15 protein-coding genes and 1 pseudogene are annotated in these 19,094 nt (G+C 69.8%); 7 read left to right on the top strand and 9 right to left on the bottom strand.

The window, feature by feature from the left end; genetic code table 11:
• Positions 1 to 17 precede the first annotated feature (17 nt).
• Positions 18 to 1,802: a gluzincin family metallopeptidase gene (locus HDA40_RS24825; RefSeq protein ID WP_253759901.1), complete on the bottom strand. Its 1,785-nt coding sequence runs from the start codon at positions 1,800 to 1,802 to the stop codon at positions 18 to 20.
• 178 nt (positions 1,803 to 1,980) lie between these two features.
• Positions 1,981 to 2,568: a CGNR zinc finger domain-containing protein gene (locus HDA40_RS24820; RefSeq protein ID WP_253759899.1), complete on the bottom strand. Its 588-nt coding sequence runs from the start codon at positions 2,566 to 2,568 to the stop codon at positions 1,981 to 1,983.
• 120 nt (positions 2,569 to 2,688) lie between these two features.
• On the opposite strand from HDA40_RS24820, the gene HDA40_RS24815 reads away from it, so the two are divergent.
• The gene (locus HDA40_RS24815; RefSeq protein ID WP_253759898.1) at positions 2,689 to 3,609 is read left to right on the top strand and encodes a proline dehydrogenase family protein; all 921 of its coding nucleotides are present in this window, start codon (positions 2,689 to 2,691) and stop codon (positions 3,607 to 3,609) included.
• Between the two features lie 25 nt (positions 3,610 to 3,634).
• On the opposite strand, the gene phoU is transcribed toward HDA40_RS24815, so the two are convergent.
• Positions 3,635 to 4,321: a phosphate signaling complex protein PhoU gene (gene phoU, locus HDA40_RS24810; RefSeq protein WP_253759896.1), complete on the bottom strand. Its 687-nt coding sequence runs from the start codon at positions 4,319 to 4,321 to the stop codon at positions 3,635 to 3,637.
• A gap of 178 nt (positions 4,322 to 4,499) precedes the next feature.
• Here phoU and HDA40_RS24805 point away from each other — a divergent pair, with 178 nt between their 5' ends.
• Genes HDA40_RS24805 through HDA40_RS24795 form a run of 3 tightly spaced genes read left to right on the top strand, consistent with a single transcriptional unit; the run spans position 4,500 to position 7,877 of the window.
• Positions 4,500 to 5,606, top strand: a complete 1,107-nt coding sequence (locus HDA40_RS24805; protein WP_253759894.1) for a sensor histidine kinase — start codon at positions 4,500 to 4,502, stop codon at positions 5,604 to 5,606.
• 38 nt (positions 5,607 to 5,644) lie between these two features.
• Complete coding sequence (locus HDA40_RS24800) at positions 5,645 to 6,328, top strand: response regulator (protein ID WP_253759892.1); 684 nt, start codon at positions 5,645 to 5,647, stop codon at positions 6,326 to 6,328.
• 25 nt (positions 6,329 to 6,353) lie between these two features.
• Positions 6,354 to 7,877: a glycosyltransferase family 39 protein gene (locus HDA40_RS24795; protein ID WP_253759890.1), complete on the top strand. Its 1,524-nt coding sequence runs from the start codon at positions 6,354 to 6,356 to the stop codon at positions 7,875 to 7,877.
• Here the strand turns inward: HDA40_RS24795 and HDA40_RS24790 are convergent.
• Positions 7,874 to 10,198: a cellulose binding domain-containing protein gene (locus tag HDA40_RS24790; RefSeq protein WP_253759888.1), complete on the bottom strand. Its 2,325-nt coding sequence runs from the start codon at positions 10,196 to 10,198 to the stop codon at positions 7,874 to 7,876. The two genes, HDA40_RS24795 and HDA40_RS24790, sit on opposite strands and share 4 nt — an antisense overlap.
• Before the next feature lie 204 nt (positions 10,199 to 10,402).
• Positions 10,403 to 11,323, bottom strand: a complete 921-nt coding sequence (locus HDA40_RS24785) for a Ppx/GppA phosphatase family protein (RefSeq protein ID WP_253759886.1) — start codon at positions 11,321 to 11,323, stop codon at positions 10,403 to 10,405.
• A 103-nt stretch (positions 11,324 to 11,426) separates the two neighbouring features.
• On the opposite strand from HDA40_RS24785, the gene HDA40_RS24780 reads away from it, so the two are divergent.
• Both HDA40_RS24780 and HDA40_RS24775 read left to right on the top strand, forming a co-directional pair.
• The gene (locus HDA40_RS24780; protein WP_253763791.1) at positions 11,427 to 12,197 is read left to right on the top strand and encodes a DUF3109 family protein; all 771 of its coding nucleotides are present in this window, start codon (positions 11,427 to 11,429) and stop codon (positions 12,195 to 12,197) included.
• A gap of 51 nt (positions 12,198 to 12,248) precedes the next feature.
• Positions 12,249 to 13,049 (top strand): sugar phosphate isomerase/epimerase family protein, encoded by an 801-nt coding sequence (locus HDA40_RS24775; protein WP_253759884.1) that lies wholly within the window; start codon positions 12,249 to 12,251, stop codon positions 13,047 to 13,049.
• A gap of 201 nt (positions 13,050 to 13,250) precedes the next feature.
• On the opposite strand, the gene HDA40_RS24770 is transcribed toward HDA40_RS24775, so the two are convergent.
• Genes HDA40_RS24770 through HDA40_RS24760 form a run of 3 tightly spaced genes read right to left on the bottom strand, consistent with a single transcriptional unit; the run spans position 13,251 to position 17,093 of the window.
• Entirely contained in the window at positions 13,251 to 14,564 is a 1,314-nt protein-coding gene (locus tag HDA40_RS24770) for an MFS transporter (RefSeq protein WP_275978297.1), read from the bottom strand.
• An 11-nt stretch (positions 14,565 to 14,575) separates the two neighbouring features.
• A complete protein-coding gene (locus HDA40_RS24765) occupies positions 14,576 to 15,871 on the bottom strand; it encodes an MDR family MFS transporter (protein WP_253759882.1) in 1,296 nt (431 codons plus the stop codon).
• Positions 15,852 to 17,093: an MDR family MFS transporter gene (locus HDA40_RS24760; protein WP_253759880.1), complete on the bottom strand. Its 1,242-nt coding sequence runs from the start codon at positions 17,091 to 17,093 to the stop codon at positions 15,852 to 15,854. Before HDA40_RS24760 ends, HDA40_RS24765 begins: the two co-directional genes overlap by 20 nt.
• 182 nt (positions 17,094 to 17,275) lie before the next feature.
• On the opposite strand from HDA40_RS24760, the gene gpmI reads away from it, so the two are divergent.
• A complete protein-coding gene (gpmI, locus tag HDA40_RS24755) occupies positions 17,276 to 18,943 on the top strand; it encodes a 2,3-bisphosphoglycerate-independent phosphoglycerate mutase (RefSeq protein WP_253759878.1) in 1,668 nt (555 codons plus the stop codon).
• 49 nt (positions 18,944 to 18,992) lie between these two features.
• Here gpmI and HDA40_RS42575 read toward each other — a convergent pair.
• Positions 18,993 to 19,064: pseudogene (locus HDA40_RS42575) on the bottom strand (hypothetical protein); the annotation flags it as partial.
• Positions 19,065 to 19,094 lie beyond the last annotated feature (30 nt).

The following is a 19,094-nucleotide window of genomic DNA, read 5'->3' as shown; positions in this document are numbered from 1 at the left end:
AGCAGGGCGAACGGTGGTCACACCGAGGAACGGATGAACTCCACGCAGCCGGCCTCCACTGTGGTCCAGGACTCGCCGAAGATCGCCGGAGCTGCCTCGGCTTCCGTCTTGTGGTCGTGCACCACGGCGTCGAAGAACTCGCGCATCCGCTGTTCGCCATACTTTTCGGCGAGGTGGCGCACGGCCAGGAAGGCGACCCCGTAAGCGGCGGCCGCTTTCGCGTCCCCGTCGCTGTCGCCCGGTGCGCTCACCGCCACCTTGCCGTCCCAGGAGCCCTCGACGAACTTCTTCGTCTCCTCGATCGCGCTGTAGCGGCTGACCGACGCACCGTCCATGTCGGCGTACTCGGCGATGCCCTCGATCAGCCACCAGGCCCGGGAACGGCTGCCGCCGGGCAGCGTCGCGGCGTGGGTCATCTCGTGCCGGAGCAGGTTGTCGATGAACCAGCCCTGGAGGTCCTTGCCGTTCAGCACGATGTTGGAGGCGTCGCCGACCTCGATGGTCACGCCGCCGGACCACTCCGGCGGATCCCAGTCGTACCAGGTCTTCCACTCGCTCGGACCGGCGTAGAAGATCACGTACTTGGTCGGCGGCTTGCCCTGGTACGCCAGCCGGTCGGCGACCTTCGCCGCCGCCTCGGCCTGCGTCCAGACGTTGTCCAGCAGCGACGCGTACGCCTTCGTGGTGGCCACCACGGTCCGGTCGCCGACCTTCGCGATGAGATCGCTGGCCTCCCACGGACGGGGCGAGTTCGCGCTGTCCTCCGGCTCCAGCGAAGTCATCAGCGCCGTGTCCGGATCGGCCAGCCGCCACGTGGTGAGCATCGAGAAGTCGTCGTTGTCGCAGGTGACGGCTCCGAAGCAGGGATGCCCGTCGACGCGTACGCGCCAGGTGGTCTCGAACTCCTTGCCACCGCTGGCGGTGATGGTCAGCAGGTCGTTGCCCCAGGCGCCGATCTTCATGTTGCGCAGCGAGGCGTACTGCTTGCGGAGCCGGGCGACGAGAGTCGACTTAGCCGGGTCGACCACCTTCACGTAACCGGTGAGGTCGCCCCGCAACAGCGCGTCCGACTGCTGGTCCAGCGCCGCCTGCACACGGTCCTGCGCCCAGTTCTGGAAGACGGCCTGGGAGTCGCCGGGATTCGGGCGGCGCGCCGGCGACCGGGACACCTTCGGCGAGGCCTTCGAGGTGACCCCGGTGGACGCGGTCGGCTGCACCAGCGGATCCGCCGTCGATCGCGTCGCGACGTACGCCACCACGCCGACGACCGGGATGGCGCAGGCGATCAGCACCACGATGACGGCCAGGACGGCCACCCGGCCGAACCACGGCCGCTTGGGCGGAGGCGGCGGCGGGGCGTACGCACCCGGCCAGGGCTGCGTCGGATAGCCCGGCGGCGTCGAGTACCCCGGCGGGTAGGCCGGTGGCAGGCCCGGCGGTGCACCGTGCGGCGGCGTTGGCGGATACCCCGGTACGGGCTGATATCCCGGCGCGGGCGGATACCCAGGCGCCGGCGGATACGCGGGCGCAGCGGGATTCCCGGGCGCGGGCGGATACGTCGGGTAACCCGACGGCGGGTACACCGGCGCCCCGAGCTGTCCGGCCTGCCGCTGTTGGGGAATCTGCGGATTCCACACTGGCGGGACCGGGCCGGACGGGGCTGGGCCGGGCGTGCCCGGATAGGACTGATTCACCCCGGGGTAGGGCTGCTGCGGCGGGATCGGTTGCGTCGGCGGCTGCGAGTCGGCGGGCTGCGAGTCGGCGGGCCGCGGATCAGGCTGCGAGGGGTCCCCGGGGTGCACGGGCCGCAACGCTACTGGACGACCAGCCGAGCGCGGATCGTCCTTTCGGCCGATCCAGGCGACCACTCAAGCCTGATCGTTGCGCCGGCCACGCGGTTTCACGAGGCGAAATGTCCCCGGAAACAGCATGGCCGACGCAATGATCAGGAAGGTCAGCGCGCGAGCGAGAGCGAGCGGCTTAGCGTCCGACCGGGACGGGAGCCTTCGGCGCGACGGCGGCGCTCGGCAGCGCCGCCACCTCGTCGACGGCGGCCTTCTTCCGCGCCCGATGCGCGGCCACGTGCGACCGCGTCGCGCAGCGCTCCGAGCAGAACCGGCGACAGTTGTTGGAAGAGGTGTCGAGGTAGACGTTGCCGCACCGCTCGTCGGCGCAGACCCCGAACCGGGCGCTGCCGAACTCGCAGAGCCAGACGCCCAGCCCCCAGGCCGCACCGGCCAGGTACTCGGCGGAGGCGGAGGCGCCGCGGCTGGTGACGTGCATGTGCCAGTCCCCGGCGTCGTGACCCGAGATCCGCGGCTGGACCGGGAAGGTCTCCAGGAGCACGTTCAGCTCGGCCACGGCGTCGCCGTCGCGGCCGGCCGCGCCGGCCTCGAAGACGTCGCGGAGCTTCCGTTGAGCCCGCCGGAAGACCGCCATCTCCTTATCGGCGACCGACTCCCGCATCCACTCCCGGTCGTCCGCAAAAAGGGCACGAAGGTCGTCGAGGGTGTCAAGCCGGACATTGACCAGGTCAACGGCGGTCTTGGCGTACGCATCGAAGTCCACCCGACAAAGGTAGAGCAATCTTGACGGAAGTGGTGTGCCGAGGTTTACCGGAACCGTTTCCGACGGACGGGACGTACCTCACATCCGACCTCATCGCCGAATCGGAGATACGCTGCTGACATGCTCAGGTCGGTCATTCTCGCAGCGTCGCGATCCGGCAAGGTCGAAAAGTTCGTCGGCTCCGCCCCGGTGAGCCGGGACGTGGTCAGGCGGTTCGTCGCCGGCACCGGTACGCCCGACGCCCTGCGGGTGACCGGGGAGCTGGCCGGCTCCGGGCTCCGGACCACGCTGGACTACCTCGGCGAGGACACGCTGACGCCGGAGCAGGCGAGCGTTACCCGGGACGAATACCTGACGCTGCTCGCCGCGCTGCGCGAGGCGGAGCTGACCGGAGTCGCCGAGGTCAGCGTGAAGCTCTCCGCCCTCGGGCAGGCGTTCGACGAGGATCTCGCCGAGACGAACGCGCGCGCGATCTGCGCGGCCGCGGCCGAGGCGGGCACGACGGTCACCCTGGATATGGAGGACCACACCACCGCCGACTCGACGCTGACCATCCTGAACAGCCTGCGCAAGGACTATCCGAGCACCGGCGCGGTGCTCCAGTCGTACCTGCGGCGTACCGAGCAGGACTGCCGTGAGCTGGCCACCGCGGGCTCCCGCGTCCGGCTCTGCAAGGGTGCGTACTCCGAGCCGGAGCACGTGGCCTATCAGTCCGCGCTGGACGTCGACAAGTCCTACGTACGCTGCATGAACGTGCTCATGGCCGGGCAGGGTTACCCGATGCTGGCCACCCACGACCCGCGGCTGATCGCCATCGGCGAGGACCGGGCCCGGTGGTTCGACCGGGGTCCGGACGAGTTCGAGTTCCAGCTTCTTTACGGCGTACGCCCGGAAGAACAGCGCCGGCTCGTCCGGGAGGGTTACCACGTACGCGTTTACGTTCCCTACGGCACCGAGTGGTACGGCTACCTCATGCGGCGGCTGGCCGAGCGCCCGGCGAACATGATGTTCTTCGCGCGGGCGCTCGCCAGCAAGAAGTAGCCGAGCTTCACGAAGCAGCCGAGCCTCAGAGCGACTCGGGCAGCTCCGGGTCCTCGTCCGAGGCCTGCCCGTCGGCGATCTCGCCGGTCACCAGGTAGATCACGTGGCGCCCCGCGTTCACCGCGTGGTCGGCGTACCGCTCGTAGAACCGGCCGAGCAGCGCCGCGTCGATCGCCGCCTCCACCCCGTGCTGCCAGGACGAGCCGAGGATGACGGCGAACAGGTCGCGCTCCAGCGCGTCCATCACGTCGTCGTCGTTCTCCAGCTCGGCCGCGCGCTTGGTGTCGTAGCGGGCCAGCACCAGCGTGATCTTGCCGGCGATGCGGTCGGCGACCTCGGCCATCTCGGCGATCACGGTGGCCAGTTCGGCCGGGACGGCGGCGGCCGGGTGCCGACGCAGCGCGGTCTTCGCGACGTGGTCGGCGAGGTCGCCCATGCGCTCCAGGTCGGTCGCGACGTGCTGGGCGGTGATCACCATGCGCAGGTCGCGGGCGACCGGCTGCTGCTGGGCGAGCAGGCGCAGGACCCGCTCCTCGACCTGGCGGTACAGCTCGTTGATCTCCGCGTCCCGGGCGACGACGCGATCGGCCGCCTCCTTGTCCGCGGTGAGCAGCGCGTACGTCGCCTGGCGCATCTGGGTGCGGGCCGCCTCGGCCATGGAGACGAGCAGGTTGCCCACCTCGTGCAGGGCGGCGCCGAACGACTCTCGCATTTAAGGTCCCTGTGGGTCGGTTGTTGGTCGGTCGGGGGCCACGCTAGGTGCGCCGGGCGACCGTCAGATGAACAACGGTGAACGCCGAACCGCGCATAGGTGAACTTTGACTCCTGACCTGGTCGTTTTGCCCGGCTTTTTCTGTTCAGTCTGGTAAACAACCGGCTATCGTTCCAGCGTGTTCCTCCGCCGCTCGCCAGCCGCCCCAGAGGTGGACGCGCTCGCCGGGCTCGGTCGCAAGAGCCTGGACTCGCTGCGCGTCGGCGTCGTCGTCCTCGACAACTCCGACCAGATCGCCTTGGCCAATCCGGCCGCCCGAGCGATGGGCCTGCTCCGTGCGGGCGCCCAGCCGGGCACCCCGGTAGCCCACCCCATCGTCCGTACGCTCGCCGGCCAGGTGCGGCGGACCGGCGTACGCCGTGAGGTGGAGCTGGACCTGCCCCGGGGAGCCGAGGGCAGCGACGTCGAACCGATGGGGGTCAGCCTCCGCGCGGTCGCCCTCGGCGGCGGGCTCGTCGCGGTCGAGGCGTTCGACGTCACCGATGCGCACCGGGTCGCCCGCGTACGCCGGGACTTCGTGGCCAACGTCAGCCACGAGCTGAAGACTCCGATCGGGGCGTTGCAGCTGCTCGCCGAGGCGATCCTGGACGCCACCGACGGCGAGCTCGACGTCGACTCCACCCGGCGCTTCGCCCTGCGGATGCAGCGGGAGTCGGTCCGCCTCGGCACCCTCGTCACCGAGCTGCTCGAACTGACCCGGCTGCAGGGCGCCGAACCGCTGCCGGACCCCGAGCCGGTCCAGATCGACTGGGTCGTCGCCGAGGCGGTCGACCGGTCGCGGACGGCCGCCCAGGCCAAGTCGATCGACATCGCCGTACGCGGCCGGCTCGATCTGAAGGCGTACGGCAGCGACAGCCAGCTCGCGACCGCGCTGGGCAACCTGATCGAGAACGCCGTCGCGTACTCCGACGAGGGCAAGACCGTGTCCGTGACGGTGCAGGGCGACGAGGAGAAGATCGAGATCGAGGTCGCCGACGAGGGCATCGGCATCGCCCCCGACGAGGTCGACCGGGTCTTCGAACGGTTCTACCGCTCCGACAAGGCGCGGTCCCGGGAGGCCGGCGGCACCGGCCTGGGCCTCGCGATCGTCAAGCACATCGCGACCAATCACGGCGGTCGCGTCGACGTCTCCAGCCGCGTCGGCGGCGGTTCGACGTTCACCTTGCGGCTGCCGGTCCGGCCGCCCGAGGACGAGTTCGGCCTCAGCCTGTCCGAACCGTTCTGAGCATGAGACTCACTGAGCACCGAGAAAGAGAGAAACACGTGGCACGAGTACTCGTGGTGGAGGATGAGGAGGCGTTCTCGGACGCCATCTCCTACATGCTTCGCAAGGAGGGCTTCGAGGTGTCGGTGGCGGCCACCGGCACCGCGGCGCTCACCGAGTTCGACCGCTCCGGCGCCGACATCGTCCTGCTCGACCTGATGCTCCCGGAGATGTCCGGGACCGAGGTCTGCCGCCAGCTGCGGGCCCGCTCGGGCGTTCCGATCATCATGGTCACCGCGCGCGACAGCGAGATCGACAAGGTCGTCGGGCTGGAACTGGGCGCGGACGACTACGTGACCAAGCCGTACTCCCCGCGGGAGCTGGTCGCCCGCATCCGTGCGGTGCTGCGTCGCCGCTCGCAGGAGCCGGTCGACGCGGTCGGCGCGACGTTGAGCGCCGGGCCCGTCCGCATGGACGTCGAACGGCACGTCGTCACCGTCGGCGGGGACACCGTCCCGCTGCCGCTGAAGGAATTCGAGCTGCTCGAACTGCTGCTGCGCAACGCGGGCCGGGTGCTGACCCGGGGCCAGCTCATCGACCGCGTCTGGGGCGCGGACTACGTCGGCGACACCAAGACCCTGGACGTGCACGTCAAGCGGCTGCGCTCCAAGATCGAGCCGGAGCCGTCGACACCCCGGTACCTCGTCACCGTCCGCGGGCTGGGCTACAAGTTCGAGCCGTGATCCGGCCGCCCGGTAAGCTCCCTCGGTGCCCCCGGTCTGGAGACGTCCCGCCCTCGTGGCGTTCGTGCTCGGCCTGCTCGGCGTCGGCTTCCGGGTTTGGCTGACCGCGCGTGACGCACCCCTCACCAACAGCGACGAGGCCACCATCGGCCTCGCCGCTCTGCACATCTGGCGTGGCGAGGACTTCCCGGTCTACTTCTACGGCCAGCACTACATGGGCACGATCGAGGCGTACCTGGCGGCGCCGTTCGTCGGCCTGCTCGGCCCGACCACGCTCGCGCTGAGACTGCCCACGCTCGCGCTGTTCGCGCTCTTCCTCCCCCTCATGTACGCCTTGGTGCGCCGCGTCTACTCGCCGTGGCTGGCGACGGCGACGGTCGGCCTGCTGGCGCTGGGCTCCGACCGGATCGTGAAGAACCAGCTCATCGCCGGGGGCGGCTATCCCGAGACCTCGCCCATGCTGGTCGCGCTGCTGCTGGGCGTGCTGGCGGTGAGCCGGAGCGAGAAGCCGCGGCCTTGGCTGACCGGCGGCATCGGCCTCCTCGCCGGGCTGATCGTCTGGAACCACCTGCTGCCGTTGCCCTACCTCGCCGCGGCGGCCGTGCTGCTGCTCGTCTTCGCCCGGCGGCACCTGGCCACCCGGGCGGGCTGGACGCTGGCCGGCGGGCTGCTGCTCGGCGCGTTCCCGTTGATCTGGCACGACCTGCACAACACGTTCTCGAAGAGCTTCCTGGCCGTGTTCTGGCACCTCCAGACCACCGGCACCGATCCGTCGGCGAGTGAACGGCTGTACGGCGGCGGACTGATCGGCGTACCGCTGGGCACCGGGCTGTGCGCGCCGAGCCACTGCGCCGGCTGGCAGCTGTGGTGGGGTCCGGCGTACGCCGCCCTCCTCGTCATCGCCGCCGTGCTCGCCTACCGGTCTCCGCGTACGCCGGAAAGCGGGATGCGGCTGGCCCTGGCGGTCGCGGCGCTGATCACCGTCGTCTCCTACGCCCGGAACTCGTCGGCCGGCGACTCCCCGATCGAGAGCGCGCGCTACCTGAGCTGCCTGCTGATCTCGACGCCGGCCTGGCTGGAGCCGCTCTGGCGGGGCATCGCCGCTATCGCCCGGCCGAACTGGCAACGGCTCGCCGCCGGCGTCCCGCTGGCCGCCGGAGTGGCGATGGCCCTGTACGCCACGGTCACGCTGGCCGTCCACGTGCCGGTGTACGCAGACGCGGCGGCGAACCAGCCGAAGGTGATCGCCGCGCTCGCCGCGCACGACCAGACCCGCGTGTACGCCGACTACTGGACCTGCAACTGGATCTCCTACCAGACCGGTGAGGAGCGGATCTGCGCCGTCGTCGGGGACGACCTGACCGAGGGGCTCAACCGCTACCACCCGTTCTGGGACGAGGTCGGCGCGGCACGGGTGGTCACCTACCTCGCCCCGATCGGGTCGCCGCTGGACACGACGCTGGCCGCGGCCTTCCCCGACCGGCCGGTGGAGACGGCGGCCAACTACCACCTCTACCTGCCGGCCGGGGGACTGCCGAATCGCCGCTAGGTGCGGCAGGTCAGGCCGGTCGGCGTACCGAGGCCGCCGACGTTGAAGCCGAAGTACTCCGAGCCGCCGGGTGCGATGTCCGCCGCGTAGGACAACGGTGTCACGACGTAGTGGTTTCCGGTCTTGGCGTACGTCGCGCGCCACATCGAACTGATGCTCGTCCCGGTCGGCAGGTCGAACTCGGCCGTCCACGCCGGCACGGTCGCCGTCCCGTCGTTGTAGACCGTCACCTGCCCGCCGTAACCGCTGCTCCAGACCGAGGTCTGGGCGAACGTGCAGCGCAGCCCCACCACCCCGGACGGCGACGGCGACGGCGAGGCGGACGACGCAGACGGGGACGCACTGGACGGCGACGGTGATGCGCTGGGCGTACCAGTGAGGGAGAGCAGGAACAACGACGGGCCCGCATCGGTACGCGATGCGTCGACGCCGTGGCCGTTGGTGTAGTCGGCCTGCTCGTGGCCGGCCCAGTCGGTGATCGGCGTGCCACCCACGTCCAGGTGCTGCCACGCGGATCCGGACCACCCGAATTGGTAGATCCGGGTGTGATCGGCGTAGTACGCCGTGTAGGGCGCGGTGTCCGAGCCGAGCTGCTTGGTCATGGTGTTGTTGAAGAAGACGTTGCGCGGTCCGGACGAACCCGACCACTTGACCGCCTTCTGCCCGGCCGCCCACCAGATCGGGAACCAGTTCGAGTCGTCGGGACCGCCGCCGCCTTCCTCGCCGCAGTTCGCCCGGCAGTTGGCCGATCGGTGGGCGTAGGGGACGGTCACGGTGTTCAGCTCGATCAGGTTGTTGCGTTCCCATCCGCCGTGGAGATTGAAGTCGGAGTCGGTGTCGTTGCCGATCGCGACGTCGCCCGAGGCGGACCACTGGAAGGTGAAGTGGCGCAGATTGCGGCTGGTGTTGCCGGCATAAACCGAGTCCCACACCCGGGAGCCGCGGAAGTAGCCATTGCCGCCCTTGCCTTTGTTCCAGGCGCCGTCCAGATAGTTGTCCACAATGGTGAGATGGGCCGCCTCCTCCGTGACGATCGGATGTGAACCGGTCATCGACGTACGGATGCCGCGGACCCAGGAGTTCGCCGCCCATTTGAAGACGATGCCGTGCATCTCTCCGGCCGGATCCATGTTGCCGTAGTTGTGGACGGCGTCGGCCGCGGACAGACCGGGCTCGGCCTGGGTCAAGTAGAAATTCTCGAAACCGACGCCGACGACCGGGTCGACCAGTGGGGCGGCCTTCGAGTCGTACACCGTGCCGCCGATAGCGGCGGAGCCGTCCGACGTGGAGGTGATCGGGACGTCGTACTCCACCGGCTTGTCCAGGGTGATCGACTTCGCCGACGAGTTCACGGCGGTGATCGTGAAGATCTGTTGCCGCATGTGCAGGTTGCTCATCAGCGCGGTGTCGAAGACGTTCTGCGAGTTGTAGAACTTCACCGAGTTGGCGGCCCGGATGTTCACCAGCGTCCCGGCGGTCAGCCCGGTCAGGCTCGCGACGTAGACCACGGAATCGCCGGTGCGCGCGGCGTAGGCGGTCTCGCCCGGCTTGGCGGCCAGCTTCTGCCCGGCCTTCCAGTGGACGTTGACCGTGCCCTCGAAGATGTCCTTCCGGTTGGCGGGCGCGGCGGCGTAATCGCTCGCGTAGGCGCTGTGCACCTGACGGGACTGCACCCGGAACAGGCCCCGGCCAGGCCAGAGCCAGCCGCCCTTGCCCTGCCCCGACACCATGCCGTCCTCGTCCCAGTCCGAGCCGTCGTCGGTCAGCGTGTCGTAGCGCGTGTTCGCGTCCGGCTCGAAGACCAGGCGGGTCCCGGTCGCCGGGTCGCCGCCGGCCCCGCGCACGATCAGATAGTCCGCGTCCACGCCCAGTTGGCGGGTCACCTTCAAGACGCCTGCGGGCAGCGTGATCAGCGACAGCTTCGTGAAACTCGCGGTCGTCGAACAAGTGGTACGCACAAAGTCGATCGCGGATTGGAGACCGGTCGTGTCGTCCACGCCGTCGTCCGGGCGCACGGCGTACTGACTGGCGAGTTCAGCCGGCGTGATCTGGCAGGCGGCGTCGGGATTCACTTCGCTCGTGCCGGGCAGGTTCGCCCCGTTGCGATACCCGGCCTTGCTCCAGTCATAGAGCCCGGCGACCGGCGTACGCCGATTGGCGCTGGACAGATCGAGCCCGGTGCGGGCGGCTCCGGGCGGGACGGCTTGGTCGGCGGCTTCGTCGGCGACGACCGAGCGGGTCAGCAGGGCGACGGACAGGAGCGTGGTGGCCGTCAGGGCGGCGGCGAGCGCGCCGGCAAGAGATCGGTGGGCGTCCATCATGAAAGACAGTTAATGGATCGCTGTCCATACAGTCAACGACCGTTCGGAATATGGCATGCCGTCCACATCCGTGAACGCGGCTCTGTACGGACGCCGTTGGGCGCTGGATCAGCGATCTCGGCCGAATCTCGCCGGGGAGCCTCTCGGGCGAGCCGCCAGGAGTGCAGTCAGGCCAAGATTCGACCCGGACCCCTGATCCAGGGCTCAGGTCGAGAGGTCGAGCTGGCGGAGGATGACGCCCTCCCGGAGCGCCCACGGGCAGATGTCGACGGCGTCGAGATCGAGCCGATCCATCGCGGCGAGCGCCACGATCGCCCCGGCGAGCACCTGGTGCGACCGCTGCGGGCTGACCCCGTCGAGCTCGGCGATGGCGTCGGCGGGCATCCGCCGGATGAAGCCCAGGACCTGCTTCAACCCCGTACGCGTCAACGCCCGAGGCGCCCAGAGGCCCTTCCCACTCGGGGCGGCCCCGGCGAGCCGGGCCAGCGACCGGAACGTCTTCGACGTCGCCGCAGCCCGATCGAACCCTTCCAGCCGGGAGACGTCCAACTCCTCCATCGTCGCCGCCACGTACGCCCGCACCTCGTCGATGACGTACGCGGCCGGCGGATCCCCAGCGAGCCGATCGCGGGTGATCCGCCCGGCCCCCAACGGAAGCGAGACGGCGAAGGTCGGCTCCTCGTCGATGCCGGCCGCGATCTCCAGCGAACCCCCGCCGATGTCGAGGACGGCGAGCCGCCCCGCCGACCAGCCGAACCAGCGGCGTACGGCGAGGAAGGTCAGCCGGGCCTCGTCCGCGCCGGACAGGACTCGCAACTCCACTCCGGTCTCCGCGCGTACGCGCGCCAGCACTTGTGAGGAGTTGCGCGCGTCGCGTACCGCCGAGGTCGCGAAGGCCAGCAGTTCGTCGACGCCGAGCCGGTCCGCGGCCAGGCGGGCGTCGCGGACCGCGGCGAGCAGGGCCTGTTCGCCCGCTGGAGTGAGCGAGCCGTCCGGGCCGAGTTGCTCGGCCAGGCGCAGCACCGCCTTCTCCGAGTGGGCCGGCCACGGATGAGCTCCGTGGTAGGCATCCACGACCAGCAGATGCACCGTGTTGGATCCGACATCGAGCACGCCCAGACGCACGGGAATACCGTACCGGGGACGCGCGTCGCCGTAGGCTGGGTGTGTGTCTATCAGCGAAACCACCCAGCGCCAAGGCGCGCCCGCGCCGCGCAAGACCTTGCCGGTGACGCCGGTGAACCCCCGCGACCGCGAGGTGGGGCTGGACTTCCCGCGTGAGTGGGTGGAGTTCGCCGACCCCGCCGACGACACGCAGCTCATCCGGGCCGACCTCACCTGGCTGCTGAGCCGGTGGAGTTGCGTCTACGGCAAGGGCTGCCACGGCATCATCAAGGACCGCGCGATCGAGGGCTGCTGCTCGCACGGCGCGTTCCTGACCGACGCCGACGACATCCGCCGCGTGAAGTCCGCCGTCCGGAAGCTGACCCCGGAGACGTGGCAGCACTACCGCAAGGGCTTCAAGAACTGGACGGAACTCGACGAGCTGAACGACGAGGAGCCCGCCCGGCGTACGGCGACCCAGAGTGAGGACGGCCCGTGCGTCTTCCTCAACGACGCCGACTTCCCCGGGGGCGGCGGCTGCGCGCTGCACGGCCAGGCGCTGCGGGACGGCGTTCACCCGTTGGAGTACAAGCCCGACGTCTGCTGGCAGCTCCCGATCCGCCGCGATCAGAAGTGGCACAAGCGCCCGGACGGCACCAAGGTGCTGATCACCAGCATCACCGAGTTCGACCGGCGCGGCTGGGGCGCGGGCGGTCACGACCTGCACTGGTGGTGCACCTCGTCGCCGGACGCCCGGGTCGATCGCACCCCGGTCTACGTCTCCTACGCGCCGGAGTTGATCGCGCTCATCGGTCAGCCCGCGTACGACGAGCTGGCTCGGCTGTGTGCGGCCCGCGCGAAGAAGGGCCTGGTCGCACCCCATCCGGCCGGCTGAGCAGCGCTCGGCTTCCCGGCGCATTTCGTGAACCGGGCTAGCCTAGGAGGCATGCCCAGAACTCCGGTGCTCCTCTCCAGTTCGTCCGTATTTCCCGAGCCCACCGCCGCCGCGTTCGAGCTGGCGGCCGCACTCGGATACGACGGCGTGGAGGTCATGGTCTGGACCGACGCGGTCAGCCAGGACGCCGGGGCGCTGCGCGGCCTCGCCTCGCACTACGGGGTCCGCGTGGGGTCCATCCACGCGCCCTGCCTCCTGGTCACCCAGCGGGTCTGGTCCAGTGACCCCTGGGTACGCCTCCGGCGCGCGGCGGCGTTGGCGGAGACGTTGGAAGCCGACACCGTCGTGGTGCACCCGCCGTTCACCTGGCAACGGGAGTACGCGCGTACGTTCGAGTCGGGGCTGCGACTGCTGAACGAGCGCTACCCGCAGATCCGGTTCGCCGTCGAGAACATGTACCCCGTCCGCATGGCCCGGCGGGAGTTCGTCCCCTACTCCCCCGGCTGGGACCCCACCCGCACCGGATACGCCGCGTACACATTGGACGTTTCGCATTGCGCGGCAGCCAAGATGGACTCGCTCGCGATGGCCGACGCGATGGGCACCGGCCTGGCCCACATCCACCTCGGCGACGGCACCGGCGAAGGCCGCGACGAACACCTCGTCCCCGGCCGAGGCAAGCAACCCTGCGCCGAACTGTTGTCGTCGCTGGCCCAACGCGGCTTCACCGGGTCCATCGCGGTGGAAGTCGCGACCCGGCGCTCGGCCAGCCGAGCCGAACGCGAAGAGCTGCTGGCCGAGGCGCTGACCTTCGCCCGCCAACACCTCACCACCCTTTCCGCGCGATCATGAACTATCGGTCGTGATCGACCGGCGTGTCGTGTTCGCCAGACCCTGATCAACTCCGTATCGGCCTGATCGACTTCTGCACCGGACACCCGAGATCGATCACGGCCTCGGGGGAATGATCAGGGCGCCACGGACACGACACGCCGGTCGATCACGCACATAAGTTCATGATCGGCGGACCAAAGCGGCGGACCAAAGCGGGGGTTAGACGGTGGCGCTGGTGGGGAGGGCGGCGGGCGCGGCCAGCAGCCGCGCGACGCGGCGTTCCCGCGGCCGGCTGGCGAGCAGGTGCCCGGCGGCGGCCGCGAGGCCGAGTACGCCGATGAGAACCCAGTGCACGTCCCCGAGGTGCTCCAGCGACCAGCCGCCGACCGCCGGGGCGACGAACCCGGCCGCCGGGAAGGTCAGGAAGAAGACCGCCTGGTAGCGGGCGCGCAGCCGGGCCGGGGCGAGTTCGGCGATGACTTCGGCGTTCGGCGGGGCCGCGATCATCGAGCCGATCGTCCAGATCGCCGCCGCCATCAGGTACGCCCCGAAGACGTCGGCGAAGGTGAGCGTGAAGTAGCCGATCCCGGAGACGGCCAGGGACAGCGCGAGGACTCGGCCCTTCAGCCGGCCTTGGATGAGCCGGGGCACGAAGAGCTGGCCGAGGACGATCAGCAGGCCCGGCACCGCCGCCACGATCCCGTACGCCGCCGGCGAGAGGCCGTCGGCGTTCATGGCGAGCTGCAGGATCGAGGTCTGCGAGTTGAGGATCGCCGCGATGAAGGTCAGCCCGACGAACACCATGAAGATCGGGTCGGTGAGCGCCGTACCGAGGCCGCCCGGGGTGGTCGAGCGCTTGACCTGCCCGCTGGCCGGGTGCGGCCGGGAGCCGATCGGGCGGGCCGGCCAGGGCCGGGTGGCCCACGGACGGGACGGGCGGCCCTGCCGCAGCATCAGCGTCTCCGGCACATGCCGGAAGAGCACGTACGCCGTGATCGCGGTCGTCGCCGCGTCCAGGGCGAAGAGGAAGAAGAAGCCGACCTCGGCGATCACGCCGGCGAGGGCGGAGGCGATCGCCATGCCCAGGTTGAACGCCCAGAACTGGAGGTTGAACGCGCGGGACCGGGATTCCTCGGGAACGATGTCGATGATGGCCGCGACGGTCGCCGGGCCGGGCATCGAGTGGAAGATCCCGATGAACAGGGTCAGCCCGGCGATGAGCCACAGCGGCTGAGCGAACGCGAGGGCCAGCATCAACGCGGCGGCGATGCCGTTCGCGGTGACCATGGTGGCGCGGCGGCCCCAGCTGTCGGCCAGTACGCCGCCGATCAGGCTGCCGCCCGCGCCGCCGATGCCGTACCCGGCGGTGACCAGGCCCGCCGCGGTGAGCGAGAGCCCACGCCCGGCGCTGAGGTAGAGCGGGAGGAACAGCATGCCGAAGGCGCCGATCCGGTTGACGAGGATCGCCGACCAGAGCGTCCAGAAGACACGGGGCAGTCCTCCGGCGGTCTGCGACCAGAAGCGAGAGAACAAGACGCGAATCCTTACGAAACGGGGGTCGGCTGCCGGGACACAGCCGGTGGGGGTGGGGCGAGGATCGCGGCTCTGCGTTCGCGCGCCGGTCCCGAGGCTACCTGAGCTGCGGCGACGGCCAATCCGATGCCCGCGCACAGCAGCCAGAGGAAGGTGTTGCCGACGTGTTCTTGGAGGAATCCGCCGACGGTCGGCGCGACGAACCCGGCGATCGACCAGGAGAGCGAGAACACGCCCTGGTATCTGCCGCGCAGGTCGGCTGGGGAGAGAGCGGCCATGGTGGTGGAGTTGGCCGGGGCGTTGACCATCTCGCCGAGCGTCCAGACGAAGACGGTGGCGGCGTAGAACAGCGGGGTGTTCGCCAGCGCGGTGAGCCCGAAGCCCAGCCCGGTGACGATCGAGGCGACGGCCAGCATCCGCGTACGGGTCATGCCTCTGGTCAGCCTGGGGATGAACAGCTGCCCGATCACGATGAGCACGCCGTTCAACGCGATCACGTAGCCGTAGGTCTGCCCGGAGATGCCGTCGGCGGCCATGGCGATCGGCAGCGTCGTGAGGTGCTGAAGGAAGACGAACGCGCTGAGGATGTTCAGCCCGGCGAAGATCAGGAAGATCCGGTCGGTGAACACGACCCGCAGCCCGCCCTTGGCGGCCGACGCCACCGCCGAGGCGGCCGACGAGGAGGCCGACGAGGAGGAGGTGGCCGACGAGGAGGAGGCCGGGCGGGCGGACTTGGACTCCCGCAACGTGAAGAACAGGAACGTGGCGGTGACGAGCGTCGTCGCCGCGTCGACCAGGAAGACCAGGTGATAGTCGGCCGCCGCGGCGAGGCCCGCGAGCGTCGCGGCGAACGCGAACCCGAGGTTGATCACCCAGTAGTTCAGGGTGAACGCGCGCAGCCGGTCCTTCTCCGGAACGATGTCGATCAGCATCGCGCCGAACGCTGGACGGGCCCCGTCGGCGAACACCCCGAAGAGGAACGCCAACCCGGCGATGCCCCAGTACGCCGAGGTGAAGGCCATCGCGAGCAGCGTCGCCGCCCCGGCGACCTGGCCGGTGAGCAGGGTTACCTTGCGGCCGATCCGGTCAGCGGCCACACCGCCGAGCATGTTGCCCAACGCGCCGCCGGCCGCCCAGACCCCCATGATCAGGCCGGCTTGGGACGGTGTGAAGTGCCGCACGGTCGTCAGGTAGATGGTGAGGAAGATGACGACGAAACCGCCGACGCGGTTGATCAGCGTCCCGGTCCAGAGATACCAGAACTGTCGCGGCAGACCGCCGGTGGTGTCACGCAACCAGCGCCTCATCGCGTACCACCTCCGGCTGAGTGAGGTGCGCGGCCCGGCGCTCGCGCGCGGGACCGGAGAGGAGATGGCCGACCGCGAGGATCAGGCCGAGGACCCCGAGGCCGAACCACAGCGTGGCGTGCGGGCTGTTGTCCAGGACCAGGCCGCCGACGATCGGCGCGAAGAAGTTGGCGGCCGTGAAACTCATCGAGGCGACGCCCTGGTAGCGACCGCGCATCGCCGGGCTCGACAGGTCGGCGATGGTCGTGCCGTTGACCGGCGCGTTGATCATCTCGCCGAGCGTCCACACCGCGACGGTGAGCGCGAGCGTGGGCACGCTGCCGGCCAGGCCGACCGCGCCCATCCCGAGCCCGACCAGCAGCGCCGAGGCGATCTGTACGCGATTACGCGGGTGCCGCCCGACGAGCTTGGGGATGAACAGTTGCAGCGCCACGATCATGACGCCGTTCACCGCGATGACCGAGCCGTAGTTCGCGGGATCGATCCCCTGGTTGACCATGGCGATCGGGATGAGCTTGCACGACTCGATGATCGACCACAGGCCCAGATTGAGCAGCACGTAGATCATGAAGACCCGGTCGCGCAGGACTAGCGAGATCCCCCCGCCCTCCTTCGGCGCGGACAACGCCGGACCAGGCGAGGTCTCGGGGACCTTCACCGCGATGATCACGGTGGTGATCGCGAGCACCGCCGCGTTCAGCACGAAGACGACCATGCGCGGGGTGTGCGCCAGTACGCCGGCCAGGAAGGCCGCGCCGGAGAACCCGAGGTTGATCGCCCAGTAGTTGAGGTTCATGCCGCGCATGCGCTTGGTCGGGCCGAGCACGTCGACCAGGGTCGCGCTGTACGCCGGCCGCCCGAGACCGTTCCAGAAGCCGTAGACCAGCGCGGTGAGCGCGACGAACCAGGGCGTGAGGGTGATCCCGAGAGCGAGCGCGGTGACGACGCCCGCGATATTGGCCAGTAGCAGCGTCGGCCGGCGGCCCCACCGGTCGGCCAGGACGCCGCCCGCGATGGAGCCGAGCGCCATGCCGCCGCCGTAGAGACCGAGCACCAGGCCGGCGAGGGTGGCGGAGAAGCCGTACCCCGAGACCATGTGGATCTCCAGGAACAGCACGGCCACCGCACCGAGGCGGTTGATCAGCGTGCCTAGCCAGAGATACCAGAAGGTGGCCGGAAGGCCACCTACCGTGTCGCCGGCCCAGGTACGCAGGCTCCGCACGTGCCACCACCAGGAGTAATGAGCGTTTCGAGAAGGACGCCTTACAACCTAGGCCAGCCTCCGTAACAGGGTCACGCGATTTAGAACGTGTCCGTGGTCACTCTCCGTGCGTAGGGCAGGATGGCGTCTGTGTGCCCGGTCGATGCTGACCGGCTCCGCGACGAATCCGGGAAGGAACGTTCATGCCCGATCTTGAGAAGTCTCAGCTCGCTCCGCACCCTCGCCTGGCACCGCCGCCGGGCCCGGTCGTCCTGCTGGTCATGGACGGTGTTGGCGAGGGTCGGCACGACGCCTACGACGCCGTCTCCGTGGCTCGCACGCCCGCCCTCGACTCGCTCCGCTCGGACGCCGCGTACCGCACGATCCTCGCCCACGGGCCCTACGTCGGGCTGCCGTCGGAGACCGACATGGGCAACTCTGAGGTCGGCCACAACACGCTGGGCGCGGGCCGGATCTTCGACCAGGGCGCCAAGCGCATCGACATCGCGGTGGACTCCGGCGCCATCTGGACCGGGACGTGGCAGGAGATCATCGCGCAGGTCACCCAGCGAGGCACCGCGCTGCACCTGATCGGCCTGCTGTCGGACGGCAACGTCCACTCGAACATGACCCACCTCGCCGCCTTGATCGGCAAGGCTCGCGACAAAGGCGTACACCGACTGTTCGTGCACGCTCTGCACGACGGGCGGGACGTTCCGGATCGGACGGCAGAGAAGTACGTCGCCGAGGTCGAGCAAGAGCTGGGCGCGGCGGCGCAGGCGACCGGCGGCACCTACCGGATCGCGTCCGGCGGTGGCCGCATGGTCACGACCATGGACCGGTACGAGGCCGACTGGCGCATCGTCGAGCGCGGCTGGCAGGCACACGTTCTGGGCGCCGCCCGACCGTTCGCCTCCGCCACCGAGGCGATCGAGCAGCTCCGCAAGGAGACCCCGGGCATCAGCGACCAACTGCTGTCCCCGTACACGATCGTCGACGAGGACGGCCGCCCGGTCGGGGCGATCCAGGACGGCGACTGCGTCGTGTTCTTCAACTTCCGCGGCGACCGGGCGATCGAGCTGTCCTGGGCGTTCACGGCCGGCGCGGACTTCGCGGGATTCGATCGGCAGCGCGTGCCCGACGTGCTCTTCGCCGGGATGACGCTCTACGACGGCGACACCGACATGCCGAAACTTCGGCTGGTGGAACCGGAGCCCGTGCCGGACACGATCAGCGAGCTGCTCGCCCGTACCGGGGTGACCCAGTGGGCCGGGGCGGAGACGCAGAAGTTCGGCCACGTGACCTACTTCTGGAACGGCAACCGTTCGGAGAAGTTCGACCCAGCCACCGAGACCTACTTCGAGATCCCCTCGGACCAGGTGCCGTTCAACGAGCGTCCCTGGATGAAGTCGGCCGAGACCGCCGACGCCATCATCGAGGCGATCCACTCCGGCCGGTTCCGCTTCATCCGGGCCAACTTCCCCGGCGGCGACATGGTCGGCCACACCGGGGTCTTCGAGGCGGCCGTGGTCGCGATGGAGTCGGTGGACCTGGCGATCGACCGGATCGACCGGGCGGTCAAGGCGGCCCGCGGAACACTCGTCGTCACGGCGGACCACGGCAACGCGGAAGACATGATCGAGCGGGACAAGCAGGGCGAGCCGGTGTTCCTCGCGGACGGCACGCCGCGCTGGAAGACCGCTCACAGCACGAACCCGATCCCGCTGATCATCGCCGACTACGCCGACCGCGACGTCACGTTCCGGGACGACGTGCCGAAGGGCGGGCTCGCGAATGTCGCGTCGACCCTGATCGAGTTGCTCGGCTACGAGGCGCCGGTCGAATACGAGCCGACGCTGCTGGACTCCTGACAACCGACGATCGACTTGTGGGGCGTCGCATCGCGGCGCCCCACAAGTGTCAGATACGAAAAAGCCGGCGGCGGCTGGCGACGCTCACCCCCGTTAGCGTCGCCAGCCAGCGCGCCGGTTCAGGTGGCTACCGTCCCCCAACGGTGTCACG

Origin of the sequence: Hamadaea flava, from assembly GCF_024172085.1 — a bacterium.
GTDB classification, from domain to species: Bacteria; Actinomycetota; Actinomycetes; order Mycobacteriales; family Micromonosporaceae; genus Hamadaea; species Hamadaea flava.
This window is presented reverse-complemented; position numbering and strand designations above follow the sequence as displayed.